The 19,640-nt window shown below is 62.0% G+C and carries 20 protein-coding genes and 1 tRNA gene; 7 read left to right on the forward strand and 14 right to left on the reverse strand.

The genetic code is table 11. The annotated features are described in order from the left end of the window. Window positions 1-65: 65 nt before the first annotated feature. The 3 genes from FJ948_RS18560 to FJ948_RS18570 all read left to right on the forward strand — a co-directional run bounded on the left by FJ948_RS18560 (window position 66) and on the right by FJ948_RS18570 (window position 2,999). A complete protein-coding gene (locus FJ948_RS18560; RefSeq protein WP_140706867.1) occupies window positions 66-1,601 on the forward strand; it encodes an undecaprenyl-phosphate glucose phosphotransferase in 1,536 nt (511 codons plus the stop codon). Further along, the gene (locus FJ948_RS18565) at window positions 1,598-2,866 is read left to right on the forward strand and encodes an O-antigen ligase family protein (RefSeq protein WP_140706869.1); all 1,269 of its coding nucleotides are present in this window, start codon (window positions 1,598-1,600) and stop codon (window positions 2,864-2,866) included. Before FJ948_RS18560 ends, FJ948_RS18565 begins: the two co-directional genes overlap by 4 nt. A gap of 56 nt (window positions 2,867-2,922) precedes the next feature. Next, window positions 2,923-2,999: transfer RNA gene (locus tag FJ948_RS18570), tRNA-Pro, on the forward strand. 278 nt (window positions 3,000-3,277) lie between these two features. Here the strand turns inward: FJ948_RS18570 and FJ948_RS18575 are convergent. From FJ948_RS18575 to FJ948_RS18585, 3 genes are all read right to left on the reverse strand, one after another. Further along, window positions 3,278-4,165, reverse strand: coding sequence for a DUF4062 domain-containing protein (locus FJ948_RS18575; protein ID WP_140706871.1), 888 nt, complete (start codon window positions 4,163-4,165; stop codon window positions 3,278-3,280). Window positions 4,166-4,880: 715 nt separating this feature from the next. Continuing rightward, the gene (locus tag FJ948_RS18580; RefSeq protein ID WP_140706873.1) at window positions 4,881-5,342 is read right to left on the reverse strand and encodes a YbaK/EbsC family protein; all 462 of its coding nucleotides are present in this window, start codon (window positions 5,340-5,342) and stop codon (window positions 4,881-4,883) included. Between the two features lie 183 nt (window positions 5,343-5,525). Then, window positions 5,526-5,813: a helix-turn-helix transcriptional regulator gene (locus tag FJ948_RS18585; RefSeq protein ID WP_140706875.1), complete on the reverse strand. Its 288-nt coding sequence runs from the start codon at window positions 5,811-5,813 to the stop codon at window positions 5,526-5,528. Window positions 5,814-6,090: 277 nt separating this feature from the next. Here FJ948_RS18585 and FJ948_RS18590 point away from each other — a divergent pair, with 277 nt between their 5' ends. From FJ948_RS18590 to FJ948_RS18600, 3 genes are all read left to right on the forward strand, one after another. Then, complete coding sequence (locus FJ948_RS18590; RefSeq protein WP_140706877.1) at window positions 6,091-6,705, forward strand: hypothetical protein; 615 nt, start codon at window positions 6,091-6,093, stop codon at window positions 6,703-6,705. A 199-nt stretch (window positions 6,706-6,904) separates the two neighbouring features. Continuing rightward, window positions 6,905-7,108, forward strand: a complete 204-nt coding sequence (locus tag FJ948_RS18595) for a hypothetical protein (protein ID WP_140706880.1) — start codon at window positions 6,905-6,907, stop codon at window positions 7,106-7,108. A gap of 245 nt (window positions 7,109-7,353) precedes the next feature. Next, window positions 7,354-8,331, forward strand: a complete 978-nt coding sequence (locus FJ948_RS18600) for an ATP-grasp fold amidoligase family protein (RefSeq protein ID WP_140706882.1) — start codon at window positions 7,354-7,356, stop codon at window positions 8,329-8,331. 65 nt (window positions 8,332-8,396) lie between these two features. Here the strand turns inward: FJ948_RS18600 and FJ948_RS18605 are convergent, their stop codons facing one another. The 7 genes from FJ948_RS18605 to FJ948_RS18635 form a co-directional block, all read right to left on the reverse strand. Next, complete coding sequence (locus FJ948_RS18605) at window positions 8,397-8,699, reverse strand: hypothetical protein (protein ID WP_140707302.1); 303 nt, start codon at window positions 8,697-8,699, stop codon at window positions 8,397-8,399. An 85-nt stretch (window positions 8,700-8,784) separates the two neighbouring features. Further along, window positions 8,785-9,324, reverse strand: a complete 540-nt coding sequence (locus tag FJ948_RS18610; protein WP_127280880.1) for a MerR family transcriptional regulator — start codon at window positions 9,322-9,324, stop codon at window positions 8,785-8,787. Between the two features lie 215 nt (window positions 9,325-9,539). Continuing rightward, on the reverse strand, window positions 9,540-9,863 hold the full coding sequence (locus FJ948_RS18615) for an integration host factor subunit alpha (protein ID WP_010915609.1): 324 nt from the start codon (window positions 9,861-9,863) through the stop codon (window positions 9,540-9,542). A 101-nt stretch (window positions 9,864-9,964) separates the two neighbouring features. Then, window positions 9,965-10,936: a beta-ketoacyl-ACP synthase III gene (locus tag FJ948_RS18620; RefSeq protein WP_140706884.1), complete on the reverse strand. Its 972-nt coding sequence runs from the start codon at window positions 10,934-10,936 to the stop codon at window positions 9,965-9,967. Between the two features lie 9 nt (window positions 10,937-10,945). Continuing rightward, window positions 10,946-12,016, reverse strand: coding sequence for a phosphate acyltransferase PlsX (gene plsX, locus FJ948_RS18625; protein WP_140706886.1), 1,071 nt, complete (start codon window positions 12,014-12,016; stop codon window positions 10,946-10,948). 113 nt (window positions 12,017-12,129) lie between these two features. Further along, on the reverse strand, window positions 12,130-12,678 hold the full coding sequence (locus FJ948_RS18630; RefSeq protein ID WP_140706888.1) for a DUF177 domain-containing protein: 549 nt from the start codon (window positions 12,676-12,678) through the stop codon (window positions 12,130-12,132). 3 nt (window positions 12,679-12,681) lie between these two features. Beyond that, window positions 12,682-13,224 carry a ubiquinol-cytochrome C chaperone family protein gene (locus tag FJ948_RS18635; RefSeq protein WP_140706890.1) on the reverse strand — a complete coding sequence of 181 codons (543 nt, stop codon included), beginning with the start codon at window positions 13,222-13,224 and terminating at the stop codon, window positions 12,682-12,684. A 114-nt stretch (window positions 13,225-13,338) separates the two neighbouring features. On the opposite strand from FJ948_RS18635, the gene FJ948_RS18640 reads away from it, so the two are divergent. Then, window positions 13,339-13,854 (forward strand): outer membrane protein assembly factor BamE, encoded by a 516-nt coding sequence (locus FJ948_RS18640; RefSeq protein WP_140706892.1) that lies wholly within the window; start codon window positions 13,339-13,341, stop codon window positions 13,852-13,854. Window positions 13,855-14,315: 461 nt separating this feature from the next. Here FJ948_RS18640 and FJ948_RS18645 read toward each other — a convergent pair whose 3' ends face one another. The 4 genes from FJ948_RS18645 to FJ948_RS18660 form a co-directional block, all read right to left on the reverse strand. Further along, complete coding sequence (locus FJ948_RS18645; RefSeq protein WP_140706894.1) at window positions 14,316-16,457, reverse strand: sodium-translocating pyrophosphatase; 2,142 nt, start codon at window positions 16,455-16,457, stop codon at window positions 14,316-14,318. A gap of 241 nt (window positions 16,458-16,698) precedes the next feature. After that, the gene (locus FJ948_RS18650; RefSeq protein ID WP_140706896.1) at window positions 16,699-17,448 is read right to left on the reverse strand and encodes an ABC transporter permease; all 750 of its coding nucleotides are present in this window, start codon (window positions 17,446-17,448) and stop codon (window positions 16,699-16,701) included. Continuing rightward, window positions 17,445-18,383: an ABC transporter ATP-binding protein gene (locus FJ948_RS18655; protein ID WP_140706898.1), complete on the reverse strand. Its 939-nt coding sequence runs from the start codon at window positions 18,381-18,383 to the stop codon at window positions 17,445-17,447. Before FJ948_RS18655 ends, FJ948_RS18650 begins: the two co-directional genes overlap by 4 nt. After that, window positions 18,380-19,543, reverse strand: coding sequence for an ABC transporter permease (locus FJ948_RS18660; protein ID WP_140706899.1), 1,164 nt, complete (start codon window positions 19,541-19,543; stop codon window positions 18,380-18,382). The genes FJ948_RS18655 and FJ948_RS18660 overlap by 4 nt, the downstream gene beginning before the upstream one ends. Window positions 19,544-19,640: the final 97 nt, after the last annotated feature.

The raw sequence follows: 19,640 nt of genomic DNA on the forward strand, positions 1-19,640 counted from the left end.
ACGTTGTTTCAAGGGTTTCTTAGCTCTCTTTTGCTAATCACCCAGGGGAAGCTGCGGACGGTTGCATGAACGAGATCGACCCCGCGCATCGCTTTTCATCAGAAGCGGTGCGTAAATTCGACAGCGCTGCCGATGGCGACAAGCCCGGCGGCATGAATGACGTTGCCCGACAGGTCGCATCGCAATACCGGCGCGATACGATGTCGCCGATCATGGTCAGCGGCGTACTGCGCATGGTCGAATTCGCGGTGCTGCTGGTCTCGGGACTCTGCGTCTATTTCTATTATGTCGGATTCTTCAATTACCTCGCCTGGCAATATCCGCTGACGATCGCCGCCGCGTCGTTCCTCGCCGTGGTGCTGCTCGACGTCACGGATTGCTACCAGGTTGTGTCCCTGATGCGGCCGATCGCCAATTTCGGGCGCATCCTGCTTGTCTGGGCCGGGACCTTCGCGCTGATGGCGTTGACCGCGTTCGCCATGAAGATGTCGCAAGACTATTCGCGCCTGCTGTTCGGCACCTGGTTCGTCGTTGCTTTCGTCTGTCTCTTCGGTCTCAGGCTGGTGATGTCGAAGCTGATCCGGCGCTGGGCACGCGATGGCAGCATGGAACGGCGCGCCGTCATCGTCGGCGGCGGCAAGGCGGCGGAAGTGCTCATCCGCTCGGTGGAAAAGCAGCCTTACAACGACATCCGTATCTGCGGCATCTTCGATGATCGCAACGACAAGCGTTCGCCAGCCCTTGTCGCCGGCTATCCCAAGCTCGGCACCATTTCGGAACTGATCGAATTCGCCCGCATCGCCCGCATCGACATGCTGATCGTGTCGTTGCCGCTGACCGCGGAATCGCGCGTGCTGCAATTGCTGAAGAAACTGTGGGTGCTGCCGGTCGACATCCGGCTGTCGGCGCATTCCAATGCACTGCAGTTCCGCCCGCGCGCCTATTCCTACATCGGCTCGGTGCCGATGCTCGATATCTTCGACAAGCCGATCAACGACTGGGATTCGGTCGCCAAACGCGCTTTCGACATCATCTTCAGCCTGTTCGGCATCGTCGTGTTCTCGCCGGTGATGCTGGCCACCGCCATCGCCATCAAGCTCGACAGCAAGGGCCCGGTGCTGTTCAAGCAGAAGCGGCACGGCTTCAACAACGAGATCATCGAAGTCTACAAATTCCGCTCCATGTACACCGACAGGTCGGATCCGACCGCCAAGCAAACCGTGACCAAGAACGATCCGCGCGTCACGCGTGTCGGCCGCATCATCCGCAAGACCTCCATCGACGAACTGCCGCAGTTCTTCAACTCGCTGCTCGGCTCGCTGTCGCTGATCGGGCCGCGTCCGCACGCCATAGCCGCGCAATCGCACAATCTGCTCTACAACGAAGTGGTCGATGGCTATTTCGCGCGCCACAAGGTCAAGCCCGGCGTCACCGGCTGGGCGCAGATCAATGGCTGGCGCGGCGAGATGGACACCAATGAAAAGATCCGCATGCGGACCGAGTACGATCTCTATTACATCGAGAACTGGTCGCTGCTGTTCGACCTGCGGATCCTGTTCCTGACACCGATCCGGCTGCTCAACACGGAAAATGCCTATTGAGCGCGATCAGCCATGATCTGCCACGCGCGACGGTCAACGCCAAGCTGATCACGCTGATCTCCTCGGGCGCGGCCGTGCTCGGCATTCTATTGTCGGGCTTCGTCATCAGCGAGCCGGCGCCTTATGAAATCTACATGGCCGGGCTGATCGCCATCTGGGCTCTCTTCGGCCTGAGGATATCGCGCCCGGCCATACCGCTCCTAGTGCTTCTGGTGACGATGAACATCGGCGGCATGATTTCCATGACGCAGATGGCGGATCTCGCCAACACGCCGCTCTATCTTGCCGTGTCGCTGTTTCTCGCCTTCAGCGCGGTGTTCTTCGCATCGGTCACCGCCACGCGGCCGAACCTCTACCGGCTGATCTTCAATGCCTATGTCGTCTCGGCGGTGGCGACGTCGCTGCTTGGCATAGCGGGCTATTTCCATGCCTTCCCCGGCGCCGAAATTTTCACCAAATACGACCGCGCCGCCGGCGCCTTCCAGGATCCGAACGTGTTCGGTCCGTTCCTGGTGCTGCCCGGCATCTATCTGCTCTATCTCATGCTGACCGGTTCGGTCGCGCGCATGCCGCTGCTGGCTGTGCCGCTGCTGATCATCAGCGCCGGCATCTTCTTCTCGTTCTCGCGCGGCGCCTGGGGCATGTTCGCGGTCTCGGCCGTCCTGCTTACTGGATTGCTGTTCCTGCAGAGCGCCAGCGGCATGTTCCGGCTGCGCGTGGTGATCATGACGATTGCCGCCCTGTCGCTGCTGGCCATAACCGTCATCGTCATACTGCAGTTGCCGGGCGTGGCGGAGATGTTCTCCAGCCGCGCCCATCTCGAACAGAGCTACGACACCGCCCGCCTTGGCCGCTTCGCGCGTTATGCGATCGGCTTCCAGATGGCCATGGAGCATCCGTTCGGCATCGGGCCGCTGGTCTTCGGCACGATCTACGGCGAGGACACCCACGACATCTGGCTGAAGATGCTGATGGATTATGGCTGGCTCGGCTTCGTCTCGTTCCTGACGCTGGTGGTGTGGACGATTTCAGCCGGGTTCCGTATCCTTCTGCGCGACCGGCCGTGGCAGCCCTACCTGTTGTGCGCCTACGTCGCCTTCATCGGCAATATCGGGCTCGGCACCTTCATCGACATCGACCACTGGCGCCACATGTATCTGCTGCTCGGCCTGATCTGGGGCGCCATCGCCCTGGAATACCGCCACCAGCGGCGGCTGCGTCCGGCATTGCCGGCCTCATTCAGACCCGCGATCGCGGCAAGATAATTATCGCGGAAATCGGTTGACCCGAGCGGGGTTATCACGATACATCGCGACCGGTCCGGAGTGTAGCGCAGCCCGGTAGCGCACTTGACTGGGGGTCAAGGGGTCGTCGGTTCGAATCCGGCCACTCCGACCATTTTAGCCTGAGACTTGGCCCCAAAGTCCATCTATCCGAATTATAGCGTCATCTGGTGTAGGGGTAACGCGGGCGACAACCGCCCTCCCATTGTGCCACCGTTCCTGCAAGTATGAGGTCAGCCGCAGTTGGGCCGAATCGCGTGTGCACGCATTGAGGATCAGCAAGGCCCTCGGTAGCCGGCATCGATCACTGTTGCGCCAACCGAGGTTACCAGTCTCAAATTTCTGCTTGTGCAGACATGTAGGATGCAGCTACGCCCCTCTAGGGTCAGGTTTCTAAGCCGGACCGGCAAAGTCGTCTGGGAGTTCATCAGCGACCTGATAACCTTGGTGTGTCACTTGGAAAAGTTGTCCTTTCCCATTTCTATCTTCAATAAGCCCATGGTCGGCTAATTCGCGGACGGCTGCGGTCATCTGCGCAACAGTCCTGCTGTCTGAGTCGTCCTTAGTGAAATCCTGACGACCGGCGCTGATCAAGGTGCCGCCTAGATATCTGCGCACCATAACGCTGCCGTTACCAACGGCTGCCGCTTTCAGAAGCCGCTGCCCATCGGCGCCTACAAAGCTAGTTGTTCGTGCGCTTTGGCTGAGAGGCCATGCATTATGCTGTGTTTCAGCAGGTGCTGTCCCCTTGGAATTTAACATGCCCGACACGTAGTTGTTTTCCCGCATCGCCGTGGGGAGATGGTCCCGAAGCTTCGAGCGAAGCTCTTCAGGTGCTTCATACGTCTGGTAGAGCCCTTTGTCCTGAGCCCACTTCCTGAACTCGTTCAGCTTTTTCCGCTGCTCGTCGTCGATCATATCTTGCGGGATTGGGGCATTGGAAAAGTAAAGCATCACCGGCTTTCCGACCTCCATATGCCGCTCAATCTCTTCGATGGTACCGCTGACCGCCTCACCCGTCGGCGTTCCAACCCGGCTCCAGAAAATGCCGACGAGGATATCAGCATGCGACAATAGGCGATCATTCACCATCTGCTGTGGACGCCCAGAGAGTTCAGGAGAACTATGCGTCTCCCATCCTACAGGCATCAGCACCACGCCTTCAGATCGGGAATAGACCGCGTTCCAACCGGCTATCGCCTCACGAACCGCCGCTCGCTCGGACAGCACGTCGCTAGGCGAAGCGATGAAAATTTCCAAAGCTATTGCATCGTATGGCATTCGCTCCCGTCCCCTTTAACGTCGAAGAAAGCATGCAATTGAGGCCCTCGCAATGAAAAGACCCGCCATGTTTTAGGGAGTGCTGGCCTGAGTAAATATGACTGGGGGTCAAGGGGTCGTCGGTTCGAATCCGACCACCCCTTCTGGCGCCCTTCCCCGAACCGACCGACACCGCTTGGCAAAGCCAGATAATGTCCAATGGACAATGGGCCTCGTTAGCTGATGTGACCACTCGTCATTAACCGCCGCAGCTATGCAGTATCGCGAGTGCGACGGAAACGACAATGGGTAAAAGCTTAAACACCTCTTCACGAGAGAGGTACCACCATGGCCGGTTCGGCTTTTTGGAAGGACGCACATAGATCTCCATTGAAAAATTCAAGAAGATCATTTCGGTGCGATTTCTTATGTGTTGCGATTCTTGGACTCCGTTGCAAGAGCACGTCTAACGGATTTTTAAAAAATCTGATTCGTGCGATTTAGAATCTTCGGTAATTTGTTGATTTTCTTGACGAACAACTGATTTTCGTCTGCTGCTATCCACAGTGTAACACAGATTGAATTTAGACCGCACCTGAGACTCAGCGAGCACCTAGTGTAAATCGTGGAAAACACTACGCAAAAAATTGCTTGAAGTTTCGTGACGGCATCAAAATGTGGCACAGGCCGGATACCGCACACGTACGACACCGACTGTTCCAATTGAATTCGGCACCTATCCTTGGCACACATCAACCCACACGGCGCCGGTAAGCTCAACCATCCTCTGCGGCGTAATCCGCACGGCCGCGTTGGTGGCGCCGGCAGCCGGCACCACCTCGTCGAATGCGCGCAGCGAGACGTCGCAGTAGACCGGTAGCGGTGCCGGCAGGCCGAAGGGGCAGACGCCGCCGACCGGGTGGCTCGTGGCGGAGACAACTTCTTGGGCGTCCAGCATGCGCGGCTTGCCACCGAACTGGTCCTTGAACTTGCGGTTGTCCAACCTGGCGATGCCGCTGGTCACGACCAGCATGGTGCGCTCGCCGACGCGCAGGCAGATCGTCTTGGCGATCTGCGCCGGCAACACCCCATGTGCCTCGGCCGCCAGCGCTACCGTCGCCGAACTCGCATCCGTGACGATGACGTCGATATCAGGCGCGTGAGCCGCGAAGAAGGCGCGAACGGAGTCCAGACTCATGTTGAAAAAACCACGGTTCGACCTCGATGTGGCAGGCGCGACCGATTTGGCCCTGGCTGCCGCACGTATAAACACGCGCGATCCGCGGATCGGCAAGCCCGGCCTGCCAGAGAACGCCATGGCATCAACAAGAAACCCGCCAACGGGCCTTGGCGGGTTTCCTGGGCGTGCCTGTCGCCGATTCTATGCCTGGGGTCGGCCGCCATGCGCGGCCAGGGTCGGCGCGGCGGAAGCGATGGGAGCGTCCTGGGGCAGACGAAGCGCGGACGCAATACGACGCAGCTTCGCCGGGTCGGCCGCCCGGCCGTTCTCGATGTCCTCGATCTCGTCGACCGAGAGGCCGCAGGTCAGGGAAAGCGCTTCGAGGCTGTATCCCCGCGTTTCCCGCATTGCCCTTAGCGTGCTGTAATCTGGCCCGATCTCATTGGCTAATGGTTCGGAGAGGGCGTGGCTTTTTGCATTGTTGGGCATTGGCAACTCCGTTGGCTGAAAGCGTTTGATCAAAAATGGGGTGTTGCCTGAGACGAGCAGGAAGATGCCCTCTCGCCGGCGATTTGCCAAGCGCCAAACTGGCCGTCACGGCATCGTGAACCCCCTGCCGATGCGGCCGCCCCGCCCTTTGCCGATCAAGTTGTTTTGAACGCCCCGGCACGTTTTGCCCGGCAGTTTCGCCCTGCCCGTTCGTTATCTCGACGTCGCTGGCGTGAAACCATCCCGTTCCAGCCAGCCTTTCCCAAAGGATACCCCAATGAACCTCAAGACATCCCTCCTCGTGCTCGGCACGATTTCCCTGCTTTCCGGCGTCGGCATGGCCGGCGCGCAGGCGGCCGACACATTGCGCGTACGCGGCACGGTGGTCAGTTTCGAGCCATCGCTGCTGACCGTGAAAACCCGTCAGGGCGATACTTCCACGGTCAGACTGAAAGACGGCTGGAAGGTTTCAGGCGTCGCGAACGCATCGGTGAAAGATATCAGGCAGGGCGATTTCCTCGGCATCGCTTCCGTCTCCAAGGCGGACGGCGGCAGCGGCGCGCTGGAAGTGGTGATCTTTCCGGCGGCCTTGAAAGGCGCTGGCGAGGGGGACCGTCCCTGGGACCTGGAGCCGAACAGCCGCATGACCAACGGCACCGTCGCCGACGTTACCGACATAAGCGGGCGAGCCGTGACGCTGACCTATGACAATGGGCAGACCAAGAAGATCTCGATACCCGACGGCACGCCTGTCGTGACCTTCGCGCCGGCCACGCCGGCCGATCTCAAGCCAAGCGCGACGGTGTTCGTGACCGCTCAGCGCGAGGCTGACGGCACGCTGAGCTCCAGCCGCGTCGTGGTGGGTAACAATGGTGTGATCCCGCCGATGTAGGCCAAACAGGCGGCAGGCGATACGGCTTCGGCCTGCGCCCTGGCAAAGGCGCAGGCCCCAGGTTCGCCGGAAACAGTTCAGAAACAAAATTCTACAATCGGGAAATACTGACGAAAAAATTCAGGAGCGTAATTCCATTCGCGGCGGTCGGGATATCGGCCCGATTTAGATCTGCCTGCGAAAAAAAGGAAACGATCCCATGAAGAAGTCACTCCTCTCGGCACTCGGGCTTGCAGCTGCAATCGCCTTCACGGTGCCGGTGGTCGGCGCGACGAGCGCGGACGCGGCCCCGATGGCAAAGCATCATCACCATCGTCACCACCATCATCATCGCCACCATCACTGGCACAAGCACCACCATCATCATCATCACCACATGAAGAAGATGGGCAACAAGGCCTGAGCATTTCAGACTGCCAACGAGAAGACCGGCCTGGGCTTCTTGTCCCGGCTGGTCTTCTCCGGCGGTGCGATGCCGGGCCCGGGTGACCCCAGGCTGATCGACTGCCGCCGGATAGCAGCGCTATCCAGCCATGACGATATCAAGCGAAAGCTTTAACGCGAGGCCAAATCGCGATACGGCAAGGGATATTTCCGACCGGCACGGCTGGCCGGATCAGGCTTCGATGACAAGGCCAGGTATCCCCGATGACGGCCAAGGCCGATCTTTCCTGGACGGACCGCATCGTCCTGTCGGTCGCGCGGATGTGGCTGACGCTGCGCCACCCGGTCCTTGTCATGCGCTTCGTCAAGAAACTGGGCTATCTGCCCAATCCGGCCGCGCCCGCGCGTTACAATGAGCTTTTGCTCTGGCGAAAAATCCTCGATCGCAATCCGCTGTTCGTGGTGCTGACCGACAAGCTCGCGGCCAAGGCCTATATAAGGAGTGCCTGCCCCGAGATCGCCATGCCGGAAACGCTGTGGTCCGGGCGCGACCCTGCCGATATTCCACCCGGCCTGCTGACCGGCAACGTCGTGGTCAAGACAAACCATGGCTGCGCGATGAACATCTTCGTTTCCAACGGTGAGCCGGATCGCGCCGCCATCGTACGCACGGCCAGCCGCTGGCTCGGGAAACGCTACGGCCGGCGCCATGGCGAGTGGGCCTATTGGCATGTCGTGCCGACCGTTTTCGTGGAGGAGCGGCTGGCGCTCAGCGGCGGGACGATCGCGACCGACATCAAGGTCCATGTCTGCGGCGGCGTGGTGTCCCATGTCTGGGCCGAGGATAAGCACGCCAGGCGTTCACTGCTCTTCGACCGCAATGCCACTCCGCTGCCCGGACGCGACCCCGATTATCCCGGTGAGGACCAGGCCTTGCCGGCCACCGCGGAGCTCATCGCCCATGTCCGCAAGGCGATCTCGATGGCGCCAGGCATAGCCGGCGACCTCGATTATATCCGCATCGATTTTCTGGTCAAAGACGACCGTCTCCATGCCGGCGAGATCACCGTCTATTCGGCCGCCGGTTATGGCACATGGACGAACCCGGCGATCGCAATGGAAATCGAACGGCTGTGGCGGCTCGATCAGTCGGCATTCTTGCGTCGGAAGCACAAAGGGGCCGTACGCCTCTATGCCGACGCGCTTCGTGCCAGGTGCCGGAGCGGCACGACAAATCGCTGATATGAATGAAAATGGCGGCAGGCCTGGAAAGGCGAGCCGCCATTTCTCTGCGTTTCTTGGGGCAGTCAGCGCCGGCTGAACAGCAGGCTGGCGACCAGGCCGAGCACCACAAGGCCGACCGCGGCGGCGGCCGTCGGATGGTCTCGTGCCGATTTCTCAATCACCCTGCCCTGCTTGCGGATCGCCGGCATCGCATCACGCAGACGCCCGGCAAGATCCGAATATGTATCGAGCGCGGCATCACGGCCGTCTTCATAATAAGCGCCACCCCGCTTTGACACTGCCTTGCGCAACGCCGCGAGTTCCCTCGAGAGAACCGCGACCTGCTTTTCGAGGTCGATGTCCGAAAGGGTCGAAAATGATGCCATCATGCGTTTCCTTGTCTTGCAGAAGGAAACGTAACGCCTCACCCGACCGCCGGTTCCGGTTTAGGGGCGAAGTTACCCCGGAGGTTTAGCGCACCTGGTCAAGCAGGCGCTTGCATTCCAGCAGGTCGAACAGCGCCTCCTGCAGCAGCGCGCGATTGTCACGGGAGAGTTTCGACGCGTCCGGCGCGACCGGGCCTTCCTCGTCGCTCTTGCCAAGGCCGAAAAAGCGGCGGCTGGGCTTGACCCTCGGCTGGCCAACCAGTTCGTCATCGCCGCCGCGCGGCTGCGCGGCCGGCGTCAGCGGCACCTGGTCGGCCTGTTTGCGTTGCGAAATCGCCTCGACGGCGGCCATGTCGCCATTGCCTATGGCGACCAGGAAATGATTGCCGTTTTCGCGCAGCAGCTTTTGTACGCCCTTGATGGTGTAGCCCTGGTCATAGAGCATGTGTCGAATGCCCTTGATCAGTTCGACATCCTGCGGCCGGTAGTAGCGGCGGCCGCCGCCACGTTTCATCGGCTTGATCTGGTTGAAGCGCGTTTCCCAGAAACGCAGCACGTGTTGTGGCAGGTCGAGATCTTCGGCGACCTCGCTGATGGTGCGGAAGGCGTCAGGGCTCTTGTCCATGGGCGAAATCCTCACGCTGGAGCGCGGCCCGGAACGGTCCTCGGACGAGATCACGCTCAACCAGGAGAAGAGCTTGTTCCGCTAGCGCGGAATGGATCATACGCCAGAACACCAATCCGGCCATGCTGCCGAATCGGACCTTATTTCAGCGGTTTGTGAAGCAATATTCAAGCCCGGCGTCATCGCGGGGCCGGTTTTCAACCGTACAATGGAGGCTATTTACCGCCCTTGGCCTTGCTGTTCTGGTGAGAACGCAGGATGCGGTTCTTCAACACGTTGGATGATTTGAAGGTCATCACCCGGCGCGGCAGGATCGGCACTTCCTCCCCGGTCTTGGGATTGCGCCCGATACGCTCGTTCTTGGAGCGGACATGAAATGTCGCGAAGGACGACAGCTTCACCGTTTCGCCACGCACGATGGCTTCACAGATTTCGTCCAGCACGGCCTCGACGAGTTCGGCGGATTCAGTGCGCGACAGACCGACCTTTCGGTAGACGGCCTCGGCAAGGTCGGCGCGCGTAAGTGTCTTTCCCCCCATGCGACCGTCCCATCAGCTCAAACATAAAATCGGCACAACAACGGCAGAGCCTAAGTAATTGATCCGGCAAGGTCAAGGACCGAAACCGGACCGTTCTGCACTTACCAACGAACCAGGACCGCGCCCCAGGTGAAGCCGCCGCCCATCGCCTCCAGGAGCACCAGGTCACCCTTCTTGATGCGGCGGTCGGCAACGGCCACCGACAGCGCCAGCGGCACGGAAGCAGCCGAGGTGTTACCGTGCAAATCGACGGTCACCACCACCTTTTGCTCCGCTATCCCGAGCTTTTTGGCCGAAGCGTCAATAATGCGTTTATTGGCCTGGTGCGGCACGAACCAGTCGAGGTCGTCGGCGGTGATGCCAGCGGCCGAGAAGGTTGCCTCGATAACGTCGGTGATCATGCCGACCGCGTGCTTGAAGACCTCGCGGCCCTCCATGCGAAGATGGCCGACCGTTCCCGTCGTTGAAGGCCCGCCGTCGACGAAAAGCTTCTCCTTGTGCGTGCCGTCGGATCGCAGGCTGGCCGCCAGGACACCCCGGTCGGCGATCGTGCCGTCCCCCTCGCCTGCTTCCAGAACGATTGCGCCGGCGCCGTCGCCAAACAGCACGCAGGTCGAGCGATCGCTCCAGTCGAGGATGCGTGAGAAGGTTTCCGAGCCGATCACCAGCACGCGCTTTGCCAGACCGCCGCGGATATAGAGATCGGCTGTCGTCACCGCATAGACGAAGCCCGAGCACACCGCCTGCATGTCGAAGGCAAAGCCGTGCTGCATGCCGAGCCGGTTCTGGATCTCGACCGCGGTCGCCGGGAATGTGTTGTTGGGCGTCGAGGTCGCCAGCACGATCAGATCGATATCGTCCGGGGTCAGTCCGGCATTGGCAAGGGCCGCGCGCGCCGCTGCCTCGCCGAGCGAGGCCGTCGTCTCGTCATCAGCCGCGATATGGCGCTGGCGGATGCCGGTGCGCTGGGCGATCCATTCATCCGACGTCTCGACCATGCCTTCAAAATCGGCATTCTTCATGATGCGGCGGGGCAGCGCGGCGCCCGTGCCGCGCACAACTGATCTGATCAAAATTCTTTCCTATTCCTTTGCGTCGGCAGCGACGTCGGATTTCCGGGATGTCAGGGCATGCGGGTTGCGCGCATGAAACAGATCGAGGTCGGCCTCGATGCGGTCAAGCAGATTGTTGCGCACCATGTCGTAGCCGAGTTCGATCGCGGCGGCGAAACCGTCCGAATCGGCGCCGCCATGGCTTTTGACGACAATGCCGTTCAGTCCCAGGAACACACCGCCATTGGAGCGGCCGACATCCATCTTCTCGCGCAGGCGATCGAAGGCGCCCTTGGCGAAGACATAGCCGATCTTGGCCATCAGCGTGCGACTCATGGCGGCGCGCAGATAACCACCTATCTGGCGCGCGGTGCCTTCCGCTGTCTTCAGCGCGATGTTGCCGGCGAAGCCTTCCGTCACCACGACGTCGACGGTCCCCTTGCCGATATCGTCGCCTTCGACAAAGCCATGGTAGTTCATCGATGCCATGTTGGCCTCGCGCAACATGCGTCCGGCTTCCTTGACCTCTTCCTGGCCCTTGATCTCTTCGACGCCGACATTGAGCAGACCGACCGTGGGCCGGGCGATGCCGAATACCGAACGCGCCATGCCGGTGCCGAGGATGGCAAAATCAATGAGCTGGTGCGCGTCGGCGCCGATGGTGGCGCCAACGTCCAGAACCACGCTTTCGCCGCGCAATGTCGGCCACAAGGCCGCGATCGCCGGGCGGTCGATGGTGGCCATGGTGCGCAGGCAGAATTTCGACATCGCCATCAGCGCGCCGGTGTTGCCGGCGGAGATGCATGCGTCCGCGGCGCCCGACTTGACCGCCTCGACCGCCTTCCACATGGACGACTTCCAGCGACCATGGCGCAACGCCTGGCTCGGCTTGTCGTCCATCCTGACCGCGATCTCGCAGTGAAAGAACTCGCTGACCTCGGCCAATTTGGGAAACTTGGCGAGTTCCGGGCGCACCAGTTCCTCACGCCCGTAGATGACGAAGCGGATGTCGGGACGGCGGGTCGCGACCGTCATGAGCGCCGGAATGACCACGGCTGGTCCGTGATCGCCGCCCATGGCATCGATGGAAATCCTGATCACGCGGTATTCATCTCACGGTTAGGCGGCAAGTCGCTTTGGTGATCGCGAAGGTTCGGCGAAAATAGCGGTTTTGGGCTGTCGCACAACCGACTTTTCCGTCGCGGGCGAGGTTTTCAGGATTTTCCCAGCAAGGATCGCAGTTTTTCCTGAAATTCATTCCCGGCCGATCCGGGGTCGTCACCGGTACCGAGCGACGCGCCGGCCTTGCGCGGATAGGGATCGATCGCCAATCCGAAGAATTGTTCGGCAAGCGCCCCGACATCGATGGTGTCGCCGGAAAATGTCTCGGGGCTATCTGGCCCATCCGCGTCGAGCAGGATCTCGCCGCCGCCGTCGAATCCCTGCCGTCCGAGCTTGGAGTCCTCCGGCAAGAGCAGCGCCTCGACCGGCTCGTCGATATGTGCCTGGACGGGGTCAAGCGTGACGATGCAGGCCTGGGTGATGTCGGCTTCGACACGGCCGGTAACCTTCACGCCGTTGCGCTTCCACGACGCGACCAGCAGTTCGGCGCGATAGGCCTCTACCGAGAGCAGCCCGTGCGCCTCGGCGATTGCCGCGCGCTGTGCGGCGTCGGCCTCGATCACGACCGGCAGCCCCTTATGCGGCAGACGCGCCACGTTGGCGAAAAAGGACACCGGGCCTTGCATATCCGCGTGTTTCATCGATCAGCCTCCGTTGGCCACTGGAAACGCCACAGTGCCGGCGACAATCGATTCGATCGGCTGGGCACTCAATTGCCGGCAAACATCGGCGACATAGAAGGCCAAGCGCGACGCTTCCGGCCAGGCGCCGGCGTCGGGTCGCACATTGCGGGCAAGAGCCGCGGTCAGACCGTCATGATCGCTTCTTTCCAGCGCATCATCATAGGCGGCGGTGCGGCCATAAAACATCTTCGCCAGTTTCTTCATGCGTTTTGGCACGCCGACGTCGCCAATACCCAGTTCCCGCAGCGAATGATCGACATCGAGGAAGAACTCGTCGATCAGCACCTGCGCAACTTCCTGCGCCGCGCCTTCCTCACCGCGCAGGCGGTGCTGGACCAGGAACATGTGCAGCGAAAGCATCTCGAAACGGCCGAGCGGCGTGTCCGGCACATTCCACTGGGAATAAAAAACAGTCTGCCGCGCCGCCGCCACGATTTGTGCGTAAAGCGCCTCGGTGATGGCGCGGTTGGCGTGGCGTTCGCGGCCAAAAAGGCGCTGGAACATGGGGATGGTCTCCGGGGACCGTTTGTTGAATTGGCCTTGTTGCATCGGCAAGCAAGCTGGTTTACCGGTTTTGCGGCCCAGCGCAAGTTGCGGCGATCGAATGGAGAATTGTTGTTGCGCGCGCTGAATTTCAAGTCGAGTTTCACTTCCAGACCTGCCGGCGCGATCTCGTTGCTGGCTGTCATAGCCGCGCTGTCGGGATGCCACACCAATAAGATGATCGGCGACCTCAGCCCGAGCGAGACCTTCACGCAAGGTTATGTCCTCGACCAGCAGGCGATCGATTCGGTGCCGGTTGGCTCCAGCCGCGAACAGGTGCTCCTGGCGCTCGGCACACCGTCGACCACCGCGACTTTCGACAATGAGGCGTTTTACTACATCTCACAGACGCGCAAGCGCTACGTCGCCTTCGACAAGCCGAGGCTGATCGACCAGAAGGTGCTGGCGGTCTATTTTGGCCCGGACAGCCGTGTCACCCAGATCGCCAATTACGGCTTGAAGGACGGCAAGATCTTCGACTTCATTTCGCGCACCACGCCGACGGGCGGCAAGGACCAGAACTTCCTCAGCCAGATCATCAACGGCGCCAGCAAGCTGGCGCCCGGCATCCCCGGCGGCGGCACCCCCTGATCTCTGGATACCTGCTTACCTAGAATCCTGCTTCCCCGACCTGGGGAACAGAAATGTCTCAGGCGACCGAAAACCCGTGGGAGCGATCTCACGGGTTTTTGTTTGATCAATGAGGAGCCGGCTTGTCAGCGAATAGGGCAAATCCATATCAACCGGCCAAGCTTGGGGCCTGGACGTGAGCCGTCACGACCGTGTGGTAGCGGACGGCTGGATGACCACGGGGATACCGACCAGTAGCCCGTGACATCAGACTGGCTTGCCATCAATCCCCCGTCGATCGACGGCGTCAGACTCAAGCGCGAGCCGGGGGTGCACGAAATGTTGGCCCGTTACCGCAAGCATGCGCAGAGCGATGGAGCCAAGCCGGACGGCGGCTGAAGCACGGGGCCTGATCCGAGCCAACAAGAACCCGCGAGGATCGCTCCTCGCGGGTTCTTGATTTTCAGGCCTTGGGTCTTGCCTCAGCCGTGCGCGAGCACGGCCAGCAGCAGCAACGCGACGATGTTGGTGATCTTGATCGCCGGGTTGACGGCCGGGCCGGCGGTGTCCTTGTAGGGATCGCCGACCGTATCGCCGGTCACCGATGCCTTGTGCGCCTCGGAGCCCTTCAGATGCTTGACACCGTCCTTGTCGACGAAACCGTCCTCGAACGATTTCTTGGCATTGTCCCAGGCGCCACCGCCCGAGGTCATCGAGATGGCGACGAACAGGCCATTGACGATGACGCCGAGCAGTGAGGCGCCAAGGGCCGCGAAGGCGGACGCCTTGGAGCCAGAGATCAGCAGCACGCCAAAATAGACGACCAGCGGCGCCAGCACCGGCAGCAGCGACGGGATGATCATCTCGCGGATCGCCGCCTTGGTCAGAAGATCGACGGCGCGCGCATAGTTCGGCTTCGAGGTGCCGGCCATGATGCCCGGATCCTCGCGGAACTGCTTGCGCACTTCCTCGACGATGGCGCCCGCCGCGCGGCCGACGGCCGTCATGGCGATGCCGCCGAACAGGTAGGGGATCAGGCCGCCGAAGATCAGGCCGGCGACGACGTAAGGGTTGGAGAGATCGAAGGAGATTTCGCCCATGCCCTGGAAGTAAGGGTATTTGTCGCCATTGGCGGCAAAGAACTTCAAGTCGTTGGAATAGGCCGCGAACAGCACCAGCGCGCCGAGGCCGGCCGAACCGATGGCATAGCCCTTGGTCACCGCCTTGGTGGTGTTGCCCACAGCGTCGAGCGCGTCGGTGGAGTGGCGCACTTCCTTGGGCAGGCCGGCCATTTCGGCAATGCCGCCGGCATTGTCGGTGACCGGACCGAAGGCATCGAGCGCCACGATCATGCCGGCGAGGCCGAGCATGGTGGTGACGGCGATCGCCGTGCCGTAGAGGCCGCCGAGCTGGTAGGTGGCGATGATGCCGCCGACGATGACGATGGCCGGCAGCGCCGTCGATTCCAACGAAACCGCGAGGCCCTGGATGACGTTCGTACCATGGCCGGTCACCGATGCCTGGGCGATCGAGTTGACCGGACGTTTGTTGGTGCCGGTGTAGTATTCGGTGATCACCACGATGAGGCCGGTCACCACCAGGCCGATCAGGCCGCAGATGAACAGGTTCTTGCCGGTGATGGTCATGCCGGCGACTGTGCCGACCTCGCCCCAGCCGAGCGTGGCGGAGGTGGCGACGCCGAGGCCTACGATGGACAGCAGGCCGGTCACGATCAGGCCCTTGTAGAGCGCGCCCATGATCGAGCCGTTGGAGCCGAGCTTGACGAAGAAGGTGCCGACGATCGAGGTCAGGATGCAGGCGCCGCAAATGGCAAGCGGATAGAGCATCGCGGCACCAAGGATAGCGGTGCCGCCGAAGAAGATGGCGCCCAGCACCATGGTGGCGACCACGGTCACGGCATAGGTTTCGAACAGGTCGGCGGCCATGCCGGCGCAATCGCCGACATTGTCGCCGACATTGTCGGCGATGGTGGCCGGGTTGCGCGGATCATCCTCGGGAATACCGGCTTCGACCTTGCCCACCAGATCGCCGCCGACATCGGCGCCCTTGGTGAAGATGCCGCCGCCGAGACGGGCGAAGATCGAGATCAGCGAGGCGCCGAAGCCAAGCGAGACCAGCGAGTCGATGACGATGCGGTCGTTGGGCTGCAGGCCGAGGAAATGGGTCAGGATAAGGTAGTAGATGGAAACGCCAAGCAAGGCCAGGCCAGCCACCAGCATGCCGGTGATGGCGCCCGACTTGAAGGCTATGTCGAGGCCGGCGGCAAGGCTGTTGGAGGCCGCTTGCGCGGTGCGCACATTGGCCCGCACCGAAACATGCATGCCGATGAAACCGGCAGCGCCCGACAGAACGGCGCCGATCAGGAAGCCGATGGCGGCGGTGATCGACAGCAGCCACCAGGCGAGCAGGAGCACGACCACGCCGACGATGGCGATGGTGGTGTACTGGCGCGCCAGATAGGCCTGCGCGCCTTCGCGAATGGCGGCGGAAATTTCCTGCATGCGTGCGTTGCCCTGATCGGCCGCAAGGACCGAACGTGTCGCCCATATGGCGTAAAGGACAGAAAGCAAGCCGCAGGCGATGACAGCGGAAATAATGGTCATTGCCGGATTTTCCTCGATTGTTGGCCCAAAAGAACCCCTCCCTGGGCCGTTGAGACAAAGACGGAATCCCGCGCATGGAATCCCCCTCTTCGCATCGGTGTATGCGAAACAGGGCTGCGAACGTCAAGATATTGTTCGGTTTTTGCCCGCCTTTCAGCCAAAAGGTCCGAACTGGTGAGTGTGCGCCGCGATCACCGGCGGTTTAGATCGATTGAAATCGATCCGAACCGTTGGGCACGGGTCAGTTCGCCTCTCTCCCCATCCGGCGCGCCGCGTAGCGCTCGATTGCCGAGAGGCCGTCATAGATCAGCACGGCAAGCGCCGCGACGATCAGGCCGCCCTGCAGGATGAAGGCCAGATTGTTTGACAGCAGCCCGGCGATGATCACCTCGCCCAGCGTCCTGGCGGCCACGGTCGAACCGATGGTGGCGGTGGCCAGACTGATCACCACCGACAGTCTGATGCCGCCAAGGATGATCGGCGCGCTGAGCGGCAGTTCGACCTTGGTGAGCCTTTGCCAGCCGGTCATGCCGGCGCCGCGCGCCGCCTCGACGACATTGGCCGGCAGCGTCGTCAGCCCCGTGAGCGCGTTCTCGAAGATCGGCAGCAGGCCATAGAGAAACAGTGCGATCAGCGTCGGCTTCTCGCCGAAGCCAACCGCCGGCACGGCGAGCGCCAGCACCGCCACCGGCGGAAAGGTCTGGCCGATATTGACCAGGCTGCGCGACAGCGGCAGGAATTCGGCGCCTGCAGGCCGGGTGACGAGGATGGCGAGCGCCACCGCGACGATGGTGGCGGCGACAGTCGCGATCAGCACGGTGCGCAGATGCAGCAGCGTCAGTGTCAGCAGGCTGCCCTGGTTGTAGATCGCGGGCGCGTTGTTTTCGGTCAGCGGCTTCAGCAATGGCTCGAACAAACCCGGACTGGTGATGAAGGCAACGAGCAACACCACCAGCGCAAGCCTGAGCAGCAAAGGCAGCCAGGCCTTCATGCCGGCCTCGCCGCCCGCTTGACCAGGCCATCCACGGTGACGCGGCCAATCGGCTTGCCGTCGGCGCCCTTCACCGGCAGCGCCGGCCTGCTGGACCAGAGAAGCTCCGCGAGCGCGTCACGCTGGCTGGCGTCGCCTGATATCGCCTCGCCCTCGGCCCCGCCCTGCTCCACCGCATCGCGCACCTGCCCCAGCGACAGCAGCCTGAATGGCCTTTCGCTGGCGCCGACCAACGTCTCGACGAAGGCGTTGGCCGGCTTCGCCAGGATCTCGGCGGGCCTTGCATATTGCACGAGCTTGCCGGCATCCATGACGGCGATCTTGTCGCCCATATGCACGGCCTCCTCCATGTCATGGGTGACGAGGATGATGGTGGTGCCGAAGCGCTTCTGGATCGCCAGCAGGTCTTCCTGCGCCTTGGTGCGGATGATCGGGTCGAGCGCGCCGAACGGCTCGTCCATCAAAAGCACGTTGGGCTCGGCGGCGAGCGCGCGGGCAACGCCGACGCGCTGCTGCTGGCCGCCGGACAGTTCGTGCGGATAGCGCGGCCCGAATTCCCGGGGGTCTAGCTGGTAGAGCGTCATCAGTTCATCGACGCGGGCGTTGATGCGCGCCTTGTCCCAGCCAAGCAGGACCGGCACGGTGGCGATGTTCTGCGCCACGGTGCGATGTGGAAACAGGCCGTGGCCCTGGATGGCATAGCCGATGCTGCGGCGCAGTTCGTAACCGGGCACCGACCTGTTGTCGGCGCCGTCGAGCTTGATAATGCCTGACGTCGGCTCGACCAGCCGGTTGATCATGCGCAACAGCGTCGTCTTGCCGGAACCCGAAGTGCCGACAATGACGGCGATGGTGCGCGGCTCGATGAGCATCGAGACGTTGTCGACGACCGTCGTCGCGTCATAGCGCTTGGTGATGCCTTCGATCTCGATCATGCCGTTTCTACCCTGCGCTTGGTGGCGGTCATTTCGATCACCGCGTCGAGGATGATGGCAGCGGCGAAGGCCAGCGCCACGGTTGGCACCGCGCCAAGCAGCACCAGGTCCATCGCCGTCTGGCCGACGCCCTGGAACACGAACACGCCAAAACCGCCGCCGCCGATCAGCGCGGCGATGGTGGCAAGGCCGATGTTCTGCACCAGGACGATGCGGATGCCGGTCAGGATCACCGGAAAAGCCAGCGGAAACTCGACACCGATCAGGCGCTGGCGGTCGGTCATGCCCATGCCGCGCGCCGCGTCATTGGCGGCACGCGGCACGCCGGCAAGGCCGACCACGGTGTTGGCCACCACCGGCAGCAGCGAATAGAGAAACAGCGCGACGAAGGCGGGTGCCGTGCCGATGCCCCTGATACCGAGCGCGGCGGCCCCAGGCACATGGATGGCGACCCAGCCAAGCGGCGCGATCAGCAGGCCGAACAGCGCGATCGAAGGGATGGTCTGGATGATGTTCAAGACGTTGAGGACGCCGGCCCGCAGGCTTTCGACGCGGTGGCACAGGATGCCGAGCGGCAGGCCGACGATCACCGCGGCAAGCAGCGAGCCGAGCGCCAGGGTCACATGCTTGGAGCCTTCGGTCCAGAAGCTGTCGGCACGGTTGGAATATTCCTTGAGAATGGAGAGGCTGTCCCAGCGCCCTGAAACCAGCAGCAAGCCGATGGCCAGCGCCGCGACGACAAGCACGCCGACGCGCGCCGAGGGCGACAGGTTGAGCCGGGTCAGCACGTCGGCGAGCAAAAGCGTGAAAGCGAAGATGAGAATCCAGAAGCCGGAGGCCGGCGAGACCCTGGCAAAGGTGTTGCCGGCCGGAGTGAGGAATGTGCCGGCGACGCCGATGAGCAGCGCCAGCGCGACAAGCGCCACGACGCTGGCTGCAAGGCGCAAAATCAGCGGCGTCCTGAACAGGGCGACAAGGGCGGCCAGAACGAGGATCGCCAAAAGCAGCGGACCAGTCGTCGCCGGCAGAGCTTCAAGAATCGAGCGCGCCTGGCCGGGAACGATGCGGTTGGCGCGGAAAGTGGCGAAGGGGGCCGCGAAAGCCGCATAGGCAGCAATCACGGCGATGACCACGCCGAGCTTGTCGAATCGAGGGCTCATAAGGCGCGTTTGCGCGAGGCGCCCCCCTCTGTCCTGCCGGACATCTCCCCCTCATGGGGAGAGATCGGATGTCGTGACGGCCTTCGCCAATCTTCGG

Origin of the sequence: Mesorhizobium sp. B2-3-12 (assembly GCF_006442205.1) — a bacterium.
GTDB lineage: Bacteria > Pseudomonadota > Alphaproteobacteria > Rhizobiales > Rhizobiaceae > Mesorhizobium.